At 37.0% G+C, this 18451-nt stretch carries 13 protein-coding genes; 2 read left to right on the forward strand and 11 right to left on the reverse strand.

All coding sequences use genetic code 11. The annotated features are described in order from the left end of the window. Positions 1 to 11: 11 nt before the first annotated feature. The 8 genes from gltB to EGI24_RS06230 all read right to left on the reverse strand — a co-directional run bounded on the left by gltB (position 12) and on the right by EGI24_RS06230 (position 12071). Positions 12 to 4559 carry a glutamate synthase large subunit gene (gltB, locus tag EGI24_RS06195; protein ID WP_255047492.1) on the reverse strand — a complete coding sequence of 1516 codons (4548 nt, stop codon included), beginning with the start codon at positions 4557 to 4559 and terminating at the stop codon, positions 12 to 14. Positions 4560 to 4858: 299 nt separating this feature from the next. Beyond that, positions 4859 to 6109 carry a sulfate adenylyltransferase subunit 1 gene (locus EGI24_RS06200; protein ID WP_255047493.1) on the reverse strand — a complete coding sequence of 417 codons (1251 nt, stop codon included), beginning with the start codon at positions 6107 to 6109 and terminating at the stop codon, positions 4859 to 4861. A 3-nt stretch (positions 6110 to 6112) separates the two neighbouring features. Next, a complete protein-coding gene (gene cysD, locus EGI24_RS06205; protein WP_255047494.1) occupies positions 6113 to 7015 on the reverse strand; it encodes a sulfate adenylyltransferase subunit CysD in 903 nt (300 codons plus the stop codon). A gap of 27 nt (positions 7016 to 7042) precedes the next feature. Next, the gene (locus EGI24_RS06210; protein ID WP_255047495.1) at positions 7043 to 7723 is read right to left on the reverse strand and encodes a phosphoadenylyl-sulfate reductase; all 681 of its coding nucleotides are present in this window, start codon (positions 7721 to 7723) and stop codon (positions 7043 to 7045) included. Positions 7724 to 7779: 56 nt separating this feature from the next. Beyond that, positions 7780 to 8559: a uroporphyrinogen-III C-methyltransferase gene (cobA, locus tag EGI24_RS06215; protein WP_255047496.1), complete on the reverse strand. Its 780-nt coding sequence runs from the start codon at positions 8557 to 8559 to the stop codon at positions 7780 to 7782. Further along, positions 8559 to 10631: a nitrite reductase gene (locus EGI24_RS06220; protein WP_255047497.1), complete on the reverse strand. Its 2073-nt coding sequence runs from the start codon at positions 10629 to 10631 to the stop codon at positions 8559 to 8561. The genes cobA and EGI24_RS06220 overlap by 1 nt, the downstream gene beginning before the upstream one ends. 115 nt (positions 10632 to 10746) lie before the next feature. Beyond that, on the reverse strand, positions 10747 to 11652 hold the full coding sequence (locus tag EGI24_RS06225) for a ribonuclease Z (RefSeq protein WP_255047498.1): 906 nt from the start codon (positions 11650 to 11652) through the stop codon (positions 10747 to 10749). Between the two features lie 14 nt (positions 11653 to 11666). Further along, positions 11667 to 12071, reverse strand: a complete 405-nt coding sequence (locus EGI24_RS06230; protein ID WP_255047499.1) for an STAS domain-containing protein — start codon at positions 12069 to 12071, stop codon at positions 11667 to 11669. Between the two features lie 214 nt (positions 12072 to 12285). Between EGI24_RS06230 and glgB the strand changes: the two genes are divergently transcribed. Continuing rightward, positions 12286 to 14220 carry a 1,4-alpha-glucan branching protein GlgB gene (gene glgB / locus EGI24_RS06235; protein WP_255047500.1) on the forward strand — a complete coding sequence of 645 codons (1935 nt, stop codon included), beginning with the start codon at positions 12286 to 12288 and terminating at the stop codon, positions 14218 to 14220. 33 nt (positions 14221 to 14253) lie between these two features. Here the strand turns inward: glgB and thrC are convergent, their stop codons facing one another. Beyond that, positions 14254 to 15567, reverse strand: coding sequence for a threonine synthase (gene thrC, locus EGI24_RS06240; RefSeq protein ID WP_255047501.1), 1314 nt, complete (start codon positions 15565 to 15567; stop codon positions 14254 to 14256). A gap of 11 nt (positions 15568 to 15578) precedes the next feature. Further along, positions 15579 to 16679 carry a glutamine-hydrolyzing carbamoyl-phosphate synthase small subunit gene (gene carA, locus EGI24_RS06245; protein WP_255047502.1) on the reverse strand — a complete coding sequence of 367 codons (1101 nt, stop codon included), beginning with the start codon at positions 16677 to 16679 and terminating at the stop codon, positions 15579 to 15581. 226 nt (positions 16680 to 16905) lie between these two features. Between carA and EGI24_RS06250 the strand changes: the two genes are divergently transcribed. Beyond that, positions 16906 to 17730: a universal stress protein gene (locus tag EGI24_RS06250; RefSeq protein ID WP_255047503.1), complete on the forward strand. Its 825-nt coding sequence runs from the start codon at positions 16906 to 16908 to the stop codon at positions 17728 to 17730. A 54-nt stretch (positions 17731 to 17784) separates the two neighbouring features. Here EGI24_RS06250 and rplQ read toward each other — a convergent pair whose 3' ends face one another. After that, complete coding sequence (gene rplQ, locus EGI24_RS06255) at positions 17785 to 18369, reverse strand: 50S ribosomal protein L17 (RefSeq protein ID WP_255047504.1); 585 nt, start codon at positions 18367 to 18369, stop codon at positions 17785 to 17787. Positions 18370 to 18451: the final 82 nt, after the last annotated feature.

An 18451-nucleotide genomic window follows, 5' to 3' on the forward strand; every position in this document is an offset into this window, starting at 1 on the left:
AAATTCTTTAATTAAGCGGCAATACTTTCTGCCATTTTTTTCATCAAAATCCTCTTGTAATCCGTAGGATATACTTTTACAAACTTTGCAATTTCGGTTTCCCAATTGTCAAGGATAAACTTGGCCACCTCGCTATTGGTGTTGGAATATTGTTTACCAATCATGTCTCTTAGTAATTCATAATCAGACGATTCCAATTCTTCCAGATTTACCATTTCGGTATTGCATTTTGAATCAAAATCACCTTTTTGGTCATATATAAAAGCCAAACCGCCGCTCATGCCTGCCGCAAAGTTTTTGCCTGTTTCACCCAGAACAACCACCACGCCACCAGTCATATACTCGCATCCGTGATCACCTACACCTTCTACTACCACTTTGGCACCAGAGTTACGAACACAGAAACGCTCACCTGCCATTCCATTGATATAAGCCTCGCCTGAAGTCGCTCCGTAAAAAGAAACATTACCAACAGCCATATTTTCGGAAGGTTTGAAAGTCGCCTTTCTATCCGGAAAAACTACCAATTCGGCACCACAAAGGCCCTTCCCAAAGTAATCATTGGCGTCTCCTTCAAGTTCAAACTTAATACCTTTTGTAGAAAATGCTCCAAATGATTGTCCAGCTGTTCCTCTAAATTTGAAGCTGATAGTTTCGGCTGGCAATCCTTCCCCGTCATAAATCTTTGATATTTCATTAGAAAGCATCGCTCCTATTGACCTATTTAGGTTATTAACTACATATTCGCCAGTTACTTTGGTTTGGTTTTCAAGAGCATCTTTTGCATCCTCTACCAATTTCCAATCCAGAACATGGTCAATTCCATGATCTTGTTCCTCTTGCTTGTAAAGAGCTACTGTTTCGTCAGCTTCTTCTTTGTACAATATTCTTGAAAGATCAAGGTTTTTAATTTTCCAATGCTCAATGTTATTGCGTTTTTCAAGCATTTGTGTTTGACCTACCATTTCGTTGATGGTTCTAAAACCAAGCTCAGCCATGATTTCTCTAACTTCTTGGGCCAGATATTGGAACATGTTCACCACATGTTCAGGCTTACCGCTGAACAAGGCTCTTAACTCCTTATTTTGCGTGGCAACTCCAACTGGGCAGGTATTTAAGTGACATTTACGCATCATTATACAACCTACCGCAACCAAAGCTGCTGTGGCCACACCAAATTCTTCTGCACCAAGTAAGGCTGCTATAACGATGTCTCTACCTGTTCTGATTTGTCCATCGGCCTGAACGGTGATTCTTCCTCTTAATTTATTTTTTACCAGCGTTTGATGTGTTTCCGCTAAGCCCAGCTCCCAAGGTAATCCTGCATGTCGAATAGAAGACAAAGGTGAAGCACCAGTGCCACCATCATATCCAGCAACCAAAACCACATCGGCATGTGCCTTAGCTACTCCAGAAGCAACAGTACCCACACCAGCTTCTGAAACCAATTTAACAGATATCCTAGCAGCTCTATTGGCATTTTTCAGATCATAAATCAACTGAGCTAAATCTTCAATCGAATAAATATCGTGATGTGGTGGCGGTGAAATCAAACCCACACCAGGAGTTGAGTGTCTCACTTTCCCTATCCAATCGTCCACTTTATGCCCAGGCAACTGACCGCCCTCACCTGGTTTAGCTCCTTGAGCCATTTTTATTTGAAGTTCATTGGCGTTGGTCAAATAATAGGACGTTACGCCAAACCTACCAGATGCTACTTGTTTTATACTTGAGCTTAAATTGTCTCCATTTTCTCTAATGGCATAACGAATCTCGTCCTCACCACCTTCTCCAGAGTTTGATCTTCCGCCAATTCTATTCATGGCGATGGCCAAAGTAGTATGGGCTTCCCAAGAAATCGACCCAAATGACATGGCACCTGTGGCAAACCTCTTCAAAATATTCTCTACAGGCTCTACCTCCTCTATAGAAATTGGATTGGCATTTTTGAAGCTCAACAAACCACGCAATGTCATTGCCTGTTCTGTTTGGTCGTTCATTATTTTAGAATACTTCTTAAATATTTCGTATCCTTTATCTTGATCTTTTTCTGCAACTCTAGCCGACTGCTGAAGCAAATGAATGGTTTCAGGATTGAAAAGGTGTTTTTCTCCTCTTTGTTTCCATTGATACACGCCACCAACTTCCAGTCTTTTAACACTCTGAACCGAAACTTTTGGGTAAGCAATTGTATGACGAATCAAACATTCTTTGGCTATTTCTTCCAATCCAAGTCCTTCAATTCTTGAAACTGTTCCGGTGAAAAACCTGTCAACGACAGACTTGTTGAGACCAATACATTCAAAAATTTGAGCTCCTCGGTAAGATTGCAAAGTAGATATTCCCATTTTTGAGAAAATCTTCAACAATTCTTTATCAACAGCTTTTGTATAGTTTTTGAACAATTGCTCGTCTGAAAATTCACCATCAATCATACCTTTTCTGTTGAGCTCAGCAATGGTCTCAAAAGCTATGTATGGACATATTCCTGAAGCACCATAACCTATCAAAGTTGCAAAGTGATGTGTTTCCCAAATATCACCTGATTCTACCAAAATACCTACCTTGCCTCTTATCCCCTCTCGGATCAAATAATGATGAACTGCTGCAACTGCCAACAAAGAAGGAATCGGAGCATGATCTGAATCAATTGCTCTATCTGATAAAATGATGATTTCAAAACCGTCGTTAATAGCGTCTTCGGCATACCTACAGATTCTTTCCAAAGCAAATTCTAGCGATTTTGCAGGATTTACTGAGTCAACATTAAAATAGGTATTGATAGTTTTGGCTTGAAAACCTTCGTAATCTACAAAACGTAGTTTGTCAAATTGCTTGATGGTTAAAACTGGCTGTTCCAATTGTACCTGACGGCAGTGTTTTGGAGATTCTGTAAGAATATTGTCAGCAGCACCAACGAAGGAAATCAAAGACATAATAGATCGCTCTCTGATAGAATCAATAGGTGGGTTTGTTACTTGAGCAAAAAGCTGCTTGAAATAGTAAGAAATATGCTGACTCTGGTTAGAAAGTACCGCCAATGGCGAGTCAATTCCCATGGAACCAATCGCTTCTGCACCTGATGCAGCCATTGGAGCCAATATCATTCTTAAATCCTCAGAAGTATATCCACTAGCCAATTGGCGTTTCAGAAGTGATTTTTCGTCATAGTTTGTATATGGACGAATAGAATCAGGCAATTCTGAAATTTTTATTTTATGCTCATCTAACCATTCTTGATAAGGCTGTCTTGAACAAATATCGGCCTTAAGTTCTTCGTCAGGAATGATTCTTCCTTGCTCCATATCCACAACGAACATTTTGCCAGGTTGCAAACGACCTTTAGAAATAACTTTCGACTGATCAACATCTAAAACCCCGGCTTCAGAAGCCATGATAACTGTGTCGTCATTCAATACCCAATATCTTGATGGACGAAGTCCGTTTCTATCGAGTGTAGCTCCAACTATTTTTCCATCTGTAAAAGAGATAGATGCAGGACCGTCCCATGGTTCCATAATGCTAGAATGGTATTCATAAAATGCCTTTCTAACTGGGTCCATGTGCTCGTTTCCGTCCCATGCTTCAGGTATCAACATCATCATTACATGAGGCAATGAACGTCCTGAAAGATATAATAACTCTATGGCATTGTCCAATTGAGCTGAGTCGGAATTTCCTTTATCACAAATTGGCAAAATCATTTGCATTTCTTTTTCTGAGAAAAACTCAGAGTAAAATGTAGATTCTGCGGCTCTAATCCAGTTAACATTACCTTTCACAGTGTTTATTTCACCATTGTGGGCAATATAACGGAATGGCTGTGCCAATTTCCAAGAAGGAAAAGTATTGGTAGAAAATCTAGAGTGTACGATGGCAAAAGCCGAAACTACATCAGGATTTTTAAGGTCTGGAAAATAATATTTTAACTGATCTGTAGTTAGTTGTCCTTTATAAGAAACTGTGCTAGAAGACAATGAACTGAAATAGAACTGCTCTTTTGTGCCATCTACGGATTCATGTATCAACTTGGTGGCATATTGCCTAAATACGTAAAGTTTTCTTTCAAATGTTATATTATCTTGTAAAGGATCAATTTTGGAAATAAATAATTGCTCCACCCAAGGTTCCACTGAACCCGAGCCTTCTCCTAGGGTTTCGTTTTGGGTAGGTACTTTTCTATAACCCAAAAGCTCGAATCCTAGACTTGTTATTTTACGATTCAAAATCTCTTTACACTCATCTCTCTGCGTTTCATCGCTTGGAAAAAAAATCATTCCCAAGCCATAATCACCCAAAGGCGGTAGTCTGAAGCCAAGATTTAAGCACTCTTCGTATAAAAATTCATGGGGAATTTGTAGCAAAATACCTGCTCCATCACCTGTGTTTGGATCACAACCACAAGCACCACGGTGATCCATACGCTCTAGCATATGAATAGCGTCAGCCACAATTTGGTGTGATTTTCTCCCCTTTAGGTGAGCCCTAAATCCGATACCACAGGCATCGTGTTCAAACTCGGGTAGGTAAAGACCTTGATTTTGATCGATTTGAGTCATTTTTTAATGAAATAGTTTTTTTATTGTACCCTTAATTTAGTAGGCAAATTTCTAAGTATTTTCAAAAATTTCCCTAAAAATAAAAGCTATTTAATTACAGAAAATAAAGTATTTTATTAAACCTGCAATGCAATTTAATAATTAATTGAAAGGTCAAATGCACAATTTGCCAAATTTTATGAATGCCAAATTAATTTGTAATTATATTAATAAATAGTATTGAAATTATACAATTTGACATAAAAAAAGGCGACAGAAACTGTCGCCATTCTTTATTAACCCCTATATATCCCCCAATATTATTTTACAAAGCCAACCCCCACAGTATTGTTATTAAATTCATCTATAATTATGAAAGCTCCATTGGCGGGATTGGACTCAAAATTGTCTGCAAAAATATGAGCCGCTAGTTTAAATGAAACCTCGCCAATTTGATTTAGTTTCAATTCATCTACATTTTCTGACGCTTCAAAAGTAGAAATCTCCAGTCTGCTATCAATAGAAGCCACTTTGGCTTTTACTCTGTTTATGCCGTGCTGCACCAAATAACCTTTACCAACTTTCATTGGCTCGGTGTCCATCCAGCAAATTCTGGCATTTACTTGTTTCTTTAACTCAGGTTGTTCGCCGATTTTCACCAACATATTGCCTCTACTAATGTCAATATTGTCTTCAAGCGTTATCACGACAGATTCTGTTTGATGAGCTGAGTCAAGAGAATCTGTATATTTAAAGATTTCTTTTACCTTGCTTATTTGCTGGCTTGGCAATGCCGCCACCATATCTCCTTTGTTAATTTGGCCTGATGCTATTTTACCCGAATAACCTCTAAAATCATGATATTCCTCCGACTTTGGACGAATTACGTGCTGAACAGGGAATCTAAAAGGCAAAACAGCTGAATCGATATCCTCAGGTGCCACCCCCTCCAAAATATTAAGTAAAGAATCCCCTGAATACCAAGGCATTTTTTCTGATTTGACCACTATATTCTCACCATAAAGTGACGAAATAGGAATAAAAGTGATATTTTGATTTGGTTTTCTGAGTTTATCTGAAAGCTCGAAGAAGTCATTTTTTATTTCCTCATATCGGGTTTCTGAGTAATCCACCAAATCCATTTTGTTTACAGCCACCACCACATTCTTTATTTCTAATAAGGAAGAAATATAAAAATGTCTTCTAGTTTGTTCACCTACACCGTTTCGAGCGTCAATTAAAATAATAGAAACCGAAGCATTAGATGCTCCTGTAACCATATTTCTCGTGTATTCAAAATGTCCTGGAGTATCGGCAATAATGTATTTACGTGTAGGTGTATTAAAATAAATGTGGGCCACGTCTATGGTTATGCCTTGCTCACGCTCTGCTATTAAGCCATCTGTTAATAAAGATAAATCTACAAAATCTAATCCTTTTCTTTGACTTGCAGCCTTCAATGCTTCTATTTTATCTTTGGTAATCGACTGAGTTTCAAACAACAATCTACCTATCAAAGTACTTTTCCCGTCATCAACAGAGCCAGCTGTTGCAATTCTTAATATATCCATTATTTAAAAATATCCTTGTTGTTTACGTTTTTCCATGGCGGCCTCAGAGCGTTTATCGTCTATCCTTGCTCCTCTTTCAGAAATCTCCGCCTCCAAAATCTCCTCTATAATTGTGTCAATATTGTCTGCAGTAGACGAAACCGCCGCAGTGCATGTCATGTCTCCCACTGTTCTGAACCTCACGATAGTCTTGTAAGGCACTTCATCTTCCGATTTGTTGATAAACTCGGAATCAGACCAAATCATACCATCTCTGTCAAAAACCTCACGTTCGTGAGCAAAATATATCGATGGAATCTCCAAATTTTCGGCCTTAATGTAGTTCCAAACATCCAACTCTGTCCAGTTAGAAATTGGGAATACTCTAACGTTTTCTCCTAAATCTATTTTGCCATTGAGCATATCAAAAAGTTCAGGACGTTGTTTTTTGGCATCCCATTCACCAAAATCGTTTCTAACCGAAAATATTCTTTCTTTGGCTCTGGCTTTTTCCTCATCTCTTCTGGCCCCACCAATACAAGCGTCAAACTTGAATTCTTCTATAGTATCCAAAAGTGTAACTGTTTGAAGAGCATTTCTACTGGCGTATTTACCTGTTTCCTCTTTAACTTTTCCAGCTTTTATAGAATCTTCTACATTTCTGATAATTAACTCCACACCTAATTCAGCGGCCAATTTATCCCTGAAGTCTGTAGTCTCAGGAAAATTGTGTCCTGTATCTACATGAACCAATGGAAAAGGGATTTTGCCTGGAAAAAATGCTTTTTGGGCCAATCTTACCAACGTAATAGAGTCTTTACCTCCTGAAAAAAGTATCGCCGGCTTTTCAAATTGGGCCGCCACTTCTCTTAAAATAAAGATGGCTTCGTCTTCTAAAGCTCTCGGAAATTGTTTGTTTATATTCATGCTTATCGTTCAAAAAAACTAAATCTATTATTTTACAGCGTGCAAACCGCACTCTTTTTGGGACTCTTCCCACCACCAACGACCAGCTCTTGGATGCTCGCCATTTTCAATGGCTCTCGTACATGGTTGGCATCCTATGCTCACAAATCCTTTTTTATGAAGTGCGTTTTGAGGGACATTGTTATCTTTCAAATAAGTTTCCATTTGTTCGAATGTCCAATGCACCAATGGATTGAATTTATGGATTTGATTGGATTCATCATATTCCCATATTGCCATAGAACTGCGGTTATCGGATTGTTCTGACCTTAAACCTGTAATCCAGACTTCATTACCTTTTATGGCTCTTTTTAAACCAACAATTTTACGAATTCCACAACATTCTTTGCGATTTTCGACTGACTCATAAAAAGAGTTAAATCCTTTATTTTCAACCAAATTTTCCACCTGTTGGGTGTCTGGAAAATAAGTTTTAAATGAGGTTTTATAGCGAGCTTTTGTTTTATCCATCAACTCGTATGTTTCTGGAAACAGCCGACCTGTATCTAGTGTAAAAACCTGAATATTCAGTCCGTTTTTAAAAATCGCATCTGTAATAACTTGATCTTCCTGTCCAAATGACGTTGAGAAAACCACCTTATTTGGATATTTTTCACTCACTAATCGCAAGGAATCCACTAAATCCAAATTTTCTAATTCTTCAATCATAATCATTACGATATTTTACAAGAAAATAAACCACAAATTTAGTGGTTTACCTTCACTTATTTTATTTGTTCTACTTCTAAATATTGCTGCTCGAAATTAGAAAGACTAAGAGCATGATAATCTACTACTTCACCAATTATTATTATGGCTGGATTGGTCAAATTATTTTCATCTGCTATCTTCATCAACTCTGAGACTTTACCAATAGCCATTTTCTCTTTGCTTGTACTGGCATTTTGAATAATACAAACTGGTATTTCGCTCCGATTGGCTACTGAATACTTTTCAGCAATATAACTGAGCTTCGACATGGCCATCAAAAGTACAACTGTAGAATTAGACTGAACGGCCAAATCGAGATCAGCGGAAAATTTTTTATCTGATTTATGACCAGTAATTACCCAAAAACCATCACTTACTCGCCTGTCTGTCAGCGGAATCAGGTGATTTCCACCTGAAAAAACCGACGAAATACCTGGAATATAAGTGGACGCAATACCACGTTGTTTTGCAAACTCTATTTCTTCAATACCTCTTCCAAAAACAAAAGGATCGCCACCTTTAAGTCTTACTACATGGCCTTTTTCAAAAGCTTTTTCTACAATCAAAAAATTAATTCCATCTTGCGTGATTCCTTTTTGATGTCCTTTCTTACCCACATATATTTTTTCGCACATTGGATGACAATACTCCAATAGTTCGTCGTTTGTCAATGCGTCGTAAAGCACCACATCGGCATTCCTGAGAGCAGTTATAGCCTTCAAGGTTATCAGCTCGGGATCTCCTGGGCCAGCTCCCACCAAGGTGAGTTTGGGTATTTTATTTAACGAAAACATTAAGCAACAACTTGATTTTTTAAGTTTTCTTCTCTTTTCTTTTTCGTTTCTGAACAGAATGTCACTGCATCACGAATATATTCAATCGCAAATTCCTTACTCGGATTTTCTTTGTTTATTCTCAGAATACTTTCAGAAAACCCTTCGTCAAAATTTTGGGTAAATTCTGAAATGACCTTCATTTGTGTGCTGCAATTGACGTCGATATCCAAAAGCATGGCTTTGGCGGCATTTACCTGAGCACTATATGCCAAATAAATGGCATCAGCCCACTTTTCGCTTTCAAATGCACCTTTGGCGTCCGCCAATTTCTCGTCAGCCTCTACAAAAAGTATTGCCACCAAGTCTACCATTACAGCCGCACACTCACCAACTCCGATAGCGGTTTCGAAAGCCACTTCTTGACCCCAATCTATAAAATCAGACTGAACCAAAGCCTCTAAGCTTGCCAAAGGTTTTAGCAGCTCGTAGAAGTAGTTCTTGCCTTGACGATCAAAATAATTATTGAAATACTCTCCTTCTAAACCGTTATCTTGGTAATCAGCAAAAATATATCTCAACACTTGCGGACCTCTTTTTGAAGGAACTTTAATGACTTTTTCTGCTGCTCTACCAAACCCATCACCTGACGATCCGCCACCCAGCAATACTTGTAAAGCAGGAAGGACATTTTTGTTGGCGTCTTTCAAAGAGCTACCATGAAAACCAATATTGGCCATTCCATGTTGCCCACATGAATTCATACAACCCGATATTTTTATTTTAAAATCGTTGTTTTTTACTAAATCAGGAAATTCTTGGTCAATCACTTTTTCTAACTCATAAGTGATGCTCACACTGTCTGAAATGGCCAAATTACAGGTATCAGTTCCAGGACAAGCCGTAATATTAGCAACGCTGTTTGCCCCAAAAGCAGCCAATCCTTCAGAATCAAGAACATTATATACATAAGACAAATTTTCGGCAGGAACATTTCTCAAGAAAAGGCCTTGATTGATGGTCACTCTGATATCGTTTCCTACAAAACCATCCAATTTTTCAATAAGACTTCTTGAAACTACGCTTGAAATATTGCCTAAAGGAATTCTTATAAAAACGCCAAATTTGCCTTTTTGCTTTTGCTCAAATGTATTGGTAGCTTTCCAAATCTCAAATTTTTGAAGATCCGAAGGTGTTTCTACTTTGGTATGAATTTCTTCAGAAAGTTCGAAACGTTCTGTATTTATTTCATAAGATTTATTTTTTATTGCTAATCTTTCGGCGGCCACCAACTCCATAAAAGCCTCAAAACCAATCTTCTGCAAAAGAAACTTCATTCTTGCTTTGCTTCTTGAATTACGCTCACCATGTCGATCAAAAACTCTCAAAACTGCTTCTGCAAATGGTATGAGTTGATCTTCTGGCAAAAATTCATGAGCCAAATCCGCCATTCTTGGCTGGGCACCAAGACCGCCGCCCACCACAACTTTAAAACCTCTTTTGCCATCTTTTATTTTAGGCAAAAAGCCCATATCATGTATAAAAGCCAAAGCTGTATCTTCGTCTGTGTTAGAGAAAGAAATCTTAATTTTTCTTCCCATTTCTTGACAGATGGGATTTCTAAGCAAATACTCAAATAGTGAATGAGCATAGGGAGTTATATCAAATGGCTCATTTGGATCTATTCCTGCGGTTACAGATGCTGTGATATTTCTAACTGTATTTCCACAGGCCTCACGGAGCGTAACATTGTCTTGTTCTAGTTCATGCCATAATTCAGGTGTTCGGTCAAGACTAACAAAGTGAATCTGAATATCTTGACGGGTGGTTAGGTGTAAATTTCCAGTAGAATATTTATCTGAAATATCAGAGATTCTTTTCCACTGTTTAAAAGTCATCTTTCCATAAGGCAGCTTGATCCTTACCATTTGGACACCCTGTTGGCGTTGGCCATAAACACCTCTAGCCAAACGCAAACTTCTAAATTTATCCTCATGGATTGTTCCTTCACGAAACATCCTGATTTTCTTTTCTAAATCTATGATATCTTGCTCCACTACGGGGTTCTCTAACTCTGTTCTGAAACTCTGCATGCTACGATTCCAATTATTTTTCTCAAAGTTATTTATTATCCTACTAAACTCATAGGGTTTGTATGTTAAAAACACCAGAAATTAAACAATAGATTAAAAATATTATATCATTTAATTAAATAATGAAATTTTCGCCCTCCTGAGCAAGAAAAGAATCCTCAAAAACTGTTTTGGCTTCTACTAAAAACTGCTCAGAAGTTTTGTAACGAGAAGAAAAATGTCCAATCACCAAACGTTTGGCATTGGAGGTTTTGGCAATTGTTGCCGCTTGTATGGCAGTGGAGTGAAAAGTAAATTTTGCCCTTTCGGCTTGTTCCTCTAAAAAAGTGGATTCGTGATAGAGCAAGTCAGTATTTTTTATGTAATCTACGATGGATTCATCAAAAATCGTGTCAGAACAATAAGCCAACCGCTTCTCATGATTGCCTTCAATAGTATAATCTGAATTTTTATAGGTTTTACCTGCAAGTTCGTCGTGCACATCCAATCCCTCTTTGAGCAATTTATAAAATGTCACCGGGAAATTCTCAGGTAGTTTTTCAGCAAGTATTTTGCGTTTACTGGACTTCTTTGTTAACAAAAAACCCGTACAATCTATCCTATGTTTTAGTGGGAAAGTATTGATTTTTAAGCAATCATTATCCAAAATCTCATCAAAAGCATTTGGATTTGTCACATGAAATTCCAACTTGAAATTGAGAATAGAGCCTGAATATTTGAGTTGCTGATATATGATTTCATCTAATCCTTGAGGTCCAAAAATATCTAATTGTTCAGTTCTCCGTTGCATATTTAGAGAGCTCAACAAACCAATCAGTCCAAAATAATGATCACCATGGAGGTGGCTAATAAGGATATACTTAAGTCTAGAAATCTTGATCTTGTATTGTAAAAGTCGAAACTGAGTACCTTCTCCACAATCTATGAGGATTAGAAAATTATCAACAGTTACCACAAAAGCTGAGGGGTTACGTTGCAATTGTGGTGTTGCAGATCCAGTACCAAGTATTCTAAATTCCAATATTAAGTGGTTTATTAATAGTCGATTTCGCCTTCAGAACCAAACTCTTCGTCCTGCTCATCTTTAAAGTCATTTTCTAGTTCGTTCATAAAAACCGCATCGATGGCCTCTTCTTCACTCGGCAATATCAACAAAAATTCTTCCGTAGCACCCGAAATGTAATCAATAACGTCATTGTTTGTGGAAACCAAAACCAACAATCCCGATTCGTTTTTGCAGATTTTCTGCACTTTGTTTAATAAGGTGATACCTGCAGGACTAATGGCATCTACTTTTAATAAATTCAATATAAAATTGATCCTACCTTCAGCAGAATACATCACTGCTATGCTTTTTTCAATTGCTAAGGATACAGTTTCATCAAAACTCGCACCCAATGGTTTAAATACAGCGTATTGTTCTTTTTTCGTAATTTCCATTTCTTTCGATATATTTCCGTTCACAAAAATACTTTAATTCATTTATTTCTACTAAAAGAATATTTAAAAGTATTTGGCTTTGAATAAATTTTCAAAAAAACACGATAAATGCTTCTAAAAAACTACTATCTTTCCTTTTTAAAAAAACTTTGAATTTTGTTTTTGAAAAACAAGATATATTTTAAAATATTGTAAGAAAATACATTTAACCTTTATGAGCAAAAAGAAACAACAAAGCCCAGAAAAAGTCGAATTTAAGAATGTTGAACCGTTTTCGCTACTAACGGACTTTGACATCGGCCTTTTCAAGTCTGGCCGCCATTTTAGACTTTATGAAAAATTAGGGTCGCATGTTCGCGAAAATGAAGGTGCTACAGGGACTTATTTTGCTGTTTGGGCACCAAATGCCCAATCAGTTTCAGTTATAGGCGATTTTAATGGATGGAACAAAGAGAGTCATCAGTTGTTGCCTCGTTGGGATGGATCAGGTATTTGGGAGGGGTGGGTTTCTAATATTGGAAATGGAACTGTCTACAAATATTTTATTGATTCAAATATCGGTGGCCAAAAACTAGAAAAAGGGGACCCTTTTGCTCTGAGATGGGAAGAATCACCCAAAACAGCCTCAATCGTATGGGATACTTGGTACGAATGGCAGGACGATGAATGGATGAAAACCAGGAAAAATGCAAATGCTCTATCAGCCCCATGTTCAGTGTATGAAGTTCACATTGGTTCATGGAAAAGAGACCCCGAAGATAATGACAGAAGACTCACCTACAGAGAGATAGCAGATACTTTAGTGCCTTATGTAAAAGAAATGGGCTTTACTCACGTGGAGTTTATGCCCATCATGCAGCACCCTTACGAACCATCTTGGGGGTATCAAATAACTGGATATTTTGCCGCAAGTAGTAGATTTGGAACGCCACAAGACTTCATGTATTTGGTGGAGCAATTGCATAAAAATGGAATTGGGGTTATTCTCGACTGGGTGCCTTCGCATTATCCGAATGATGCACATGGCATTTACAGATTTGATGGCTCAGCTCTTTACGAACATGAAGACCCACGTCAAGGATATCATCCAGACTGGAAATCCTACATATTCAACTATGGCAGATACGAAGTCCGATCTTTTTTGATAAGTAATGCATTGTTTTGGCTTGATAGATTTCATGCCGATGGTCTGAGAGTTGACGCTGTGGCGTCGATGCTTTACAGAGATTACTCAAGAAACGAGGGAGAATGGATACCAAACGTATTTGGAGGCAGAGAAAACTTAGAGGTAATTTCACTATTCAAAGAATTGAATGAAGAGATATATAAATCTTTTCCTGATGTTCAAACCATAGCAGAAGAATCGACGGCATTTCCGGGCGTTTCCCGACCAACTTTCTTAGGCGGCTTGGGTTTTGGCATGAAATGGATGATGGGCTGGATGAACGATACCCTAAGATATTTTGCAAAAGACCCCATGTACAGAAAATGGCACCAAAATGACCTTACTTTTAGTACTGTTTATGCCTTCTCTGAAAATTTCATGTTGCCACTTTCCCATGACGAAGTGGTTTATGGAAAAAACTCACTTTTGAATAAGATGCCTGGTGACGAATGGCAAAAATTCGCAAACTTAAGGATTCTTTTTTCTTATATGTTTACACATCCGGGTTCTAAATTATTATTTATGGGCGGAGAGTTTGGACAGTCTGAAGAGTGGAATTTCTTAAAAAGTCTTGACTGGCATTTATTAAACTACGATAGCCACAATGGTATAAATTTATTGGTACAGGACCTAAACAAAGTTTACCGAAGCGAACCTGCTTTATTTGACAAACAATTTAGCTCTGAAGGATTCGATTGGTTAGATACAACTGATACTGAAAATTGCGTAGTTTATTATAGAAGAAAAGGATTAAATGAGGAAGTATTGGTATTGCTGAATTTAAACCCACTTCCAAAGACCAAATACAGGATTGGTGTTCCAAAAAACAAAGAGTATAATGAAATATTAAACTCGGACGATAGTAAATATTGGGGATCAGGAATTACGAACGGCAAAATAACAACCGAAGCAATAAAGGCCCACGGTTTTGATCAATCCATTGAAATTTCATTACCTCCATTGGGAGCAGTAATATTAAAATAAAAATTAAAGGTGGTAGAGAAATTCTTTACCACCTTATATCAAATTCTTATTCAAATAACTTTTAAAATCTTCAAAATCATTGGCCAAAGAAACCGCAACTTTGGTTTTCTCTAGCAAAATTGACAATCTTTCTGGAATTTCCGGCGTAAAACCAAGGGTGGCCTCCATCTCTGGTAAAAACTTAGCAAAGTGTGCTGTAGACAAGAAAACTCCAATAGATTCTTTGTCTGATGTTTCAATGAAATAATCTTTGAGTGCCAAGTATCCAATCGCCGAATGCGGGCAAGTCAAATAATTGTATTCAGTGAACAACTCCTTAATTCCAATTCTTGTTTGGTCGTCGTTGTAAAAACAACCCACAATATGTTCTTTAATGGCATCCAAACTGTCGCCAAAAAGAGCCTTCATTCTTGGAAAATTACTTGGATTTCCCACATCCATTGCATTGGATATAGTCGATACAGACGGCGAAATTGGCGTATAAGTTCCGCTCTTTAAATACTCAGGCACAACCTTATTGAGGTTTGTGGCCGCAATAAAAGTATCAACTGGCATACCCATTTTCATGGCCAAAAGACCAGCAGTCAGATTCCCAAAATTCCCAGAAGGAACGGAGAAAATAACTTTCTTACCGAGTTTCTTTAGAGCCGCATAAGCTGCAACATAATAGAAGGACTGGGGAATCAGTCTAGCAATGTTTATTGAATTTGCAGAAGCCAAATTAAACCTTTCTTTGAGCTCGATATCCAAAAAAGCCCTTTTAACCAAAGCCTGACAATCGTCGAAGGTTCCATCTATTTCTAGTGCCTTAACATTTTTACCAAGAGTAGTCAATTGCTTTTCCTGAATATCACTCACCTTTCCTTTTGGGTATAGTATGGTGACAGATATATTTTCTTTTTCAAAAAAACCTTGTGCAACAGCACCTCCAGTATCACCAGAAGTTGCAACCAAAATATTTATATTCTGTTGTGATTTTCTCAAAAAATAAGACATAATAGAGGCCATAAACCTTGCTCCGAAGTCTTTAAAAGCCATCGAAGTTCCATGGAATAATTCTAGGCAATAGATATTGTCCGTTACCTGAACCAAAGGAGCTTCAAAGTCAATAGCTTGGTTTATGATCTTTCTTAAATCATCTGCTGGTACATCCTCACCAATCAAACAATTAGAAATTTCAAAAGCAATTTCTTGGAGAGAAAGTTGGTCTACATTTTCCCAAAATCCAATGGACAATTGTGGAATAAATGAAGGCATATAAAGGCCATTGTCTGGTGGTAATCCACGAAAGATTGCTTCTTCAAAACCTACATTTTCACTTATATGATTGGTACTATACAGTTGCATTAAAATCTAGATTAGTTCATCATACTGACAAACTGGTCGAACAAATAATTGGAATCATGTGGCCCAGGTGCGGCTTCTGGGTGATATTGCACCGAGAAAGCTGGTTTATTCTTTAATCTAATGCCCTCTATGGTATTATCGTTAAGATTAAGATGCGTTACTTCAACCTCTTCGCTTTTAAACGCTTCCTCTGGTATAACTGCAAAACCGTGATTTTGAGAAGTCACCTCACATTTACCTGAAATTAGGTTCTTCACGGGGTGATTTAATCCCCTGTGACCATTGTGCATTTTGTAAGTTCCTATACCTACAGATCTGCTCAATAATTGATGTCCCAAACATATTCCAAAAAGTGGTTTCTCAGACTTAAGAAGTTCTTTAATAGTCTCCACTGCATAATCCATCGCTCCTGGGTCTCCGGGGCCATTTGAAATAAAATAGCCGTCAGCATTCCAGTCCAATATTTCAGATAGGTCTGCTTTTGCATTAAATACTTTCACGTAACAATCTCTTTGAACAAAATTCCTAAGGATGTTTCTTTTACAACCGTAATCCATTACAGCCAGTTTGTATTTAGCATCTGGATTACCCAAGAAATATGACTCAGGCGTACTTACCAAAGAACTGAGTTCTAGACCGTCCATCGAAGGACAATCCTCCAAAATCTTTTTTAATTCTATTTCATCTGAAATCTCCGAGGAGATAACACAGTTCATCACGCCAGCATTTCTGATATATCTCACAATTTGTCTTGTATCAATATCACAAATTCCTACAATTCCATTTTTTTCAAAATATTCTTGGAGTGAATAATCTGCAGTTGCACGGGAATAATAATGATCTGCATAGGAATTACAAATCATTCCTTTAATTTTAATACTATCGGATTCTTCTTCCGTATCTAATTTTACGCCATAATTACCAATATGAGCGGTAGTATTGACGATAATTTGACCAAAATAAGATGGATCAGTATAGATTTCTTGGTAGCCAGTCATACCGGTATTAAAACAGATCTCGCCTGTTGTTGTACCTATTTTACCTAAAGCTTTGCCTTTGAAAACGGTGCCATCTTGAAGCATTAAGATAGCGTCTTGGGGAATGAAACTCATTGAAATTTTATTTTCCGATTAGATAAGATTATCGGAGTACAAAGTTATGTCAAATTTTTAACTTATCTAACAAATATTTCTTTATCCATATATATTATGAATAAATTATCATTTTATAAACCTATCAAATATCATTTATTTAATTGAAAGAAAAGAATAACTTTGGAATAGTTTAAAAACAAATCATAAGCAGACCTTAAAATTCAAAACTAGATATTATACAATTATGAAAACTATCGTAGTAGCATTCGACTTTTCAAATGGAGCCACTAATGCCTTGAATTATGCAAAAAATTTGGCCAAAATTATGGAACAAAAATTGGTAATAGTGCATTCGTATTCGCCTCCTATTCTAGACCCTAATGTTCCGGTGGGACTAATAGAGGAAACATTTCGTGATTCAGTAAAAATATTGGAAGAAAAGTTAGAGAAAGAAGTAAATTCAGCAAAAAAAGATGGGTTAGATGCCGAATATAAATTGGCATTCAGTGATTTGAGCTCAATTTTAAATGATGTTAGTAAGTCCGAAGCAGTCAGTTTTGTAGTAGTCGGCAAAACAGGTGAACAGGGATTTATTGAAACGCTCATAGGCAGTACAGCTTCTCATTTAATTGATAATGTGGAGGCACCACTGTTAGTTATTCCTGAAAACTATGAAAGTACCATCTTAACAAAAATAGGCTATGCTAGCCAACTGGAATATGATGAAGAAAATTATATAGAAAAAGCCTTGGACTTCGCAAAATTCTCTCTTCATAATTTAGAATTGGTTCACATACAAGAATCAGAAGATTTGAATATTTACCCTGATGAACAATTTTTAGATTCAATTTTGAAAAAATTCGAAAAAGATAAATTGAATATTATTCAAAAGGAAAGTAAGAGTTTTAAAAAAGGAATAAACGAATTAATCGAAGCGGAAGGTATTTCACTACTCATATTGACTACACATAAGCGAGGATTATTTCAAGGGATATTGAATCCTAGTAAAACTAAACAAGTTATAAAGCATACCAAAATTCCAATTCTGGTATATACATTTAACGAATAATGAAAAAAGGAGCCAATTGGCTCCTTTTTCGATATTTTATCCTAAGAAAAAATATTATTTTGTTTCCTCAGTCGATTCTCCTGCTTCTGGAGCCGATGTTTCTTCCGTTGCTTCTTCTACAACTTCAGCAGAAGTAACTTCTTCCTCAACAACTGCTACTGGAGCTGCCTCAACTACTGGAGTGGCAACTGAAGATGAATCGTCAGTTTTCTTAGTTTTTCCTCTTCTTGAACGCTTAGTTTTAGTATCTGCTTCCTCTACAGCTGAGCTTAACAAGTTTTCGTTGAAATCTACCAATTCGATAAGTGCAACAACTGCATTATCGCCTTGTCTTTGACCCAATTTAATAATTCTTGTGTAACCGCCGTTTCTTTCAGAAACTTTCTCTGCTATTTCACCGAAAAGAATTTTGATTGATTCTTTGTCTTGCAAATAAGAAAAAACTGTTCTTCTTGAGTGTGTATTATCAGTCTTAGATTTTGTAATCAAAGGCTCAATATACATTCTTAAAGCTTTCGCTTTAGCCAATGTGGTCTCAATTCTTTTCGCTTTGATTAACGAAATTGTAAGGTTAGCCAACAATGCATCTCTGTGAGATTTTGTTCTACCTAAATGGTTTACTTTTTTACCGTGTCTCATTTTGTTCTATTTTCGTAAGTAACGGTTAGAAAACAGTTACGCAGCTATGTTTTCCACCTATTACGAGTTTAAAAAATTAATT

This window comes from Lacihabitans sp. CS3-21, assembly GCF_024343675.1.
In the GTDB taxonomy this organism is placed as follows: Bacteria; Bacteroidota; Bacteroidia; order Cytophagales; family Spirosomataceae; genus Leadbetterella.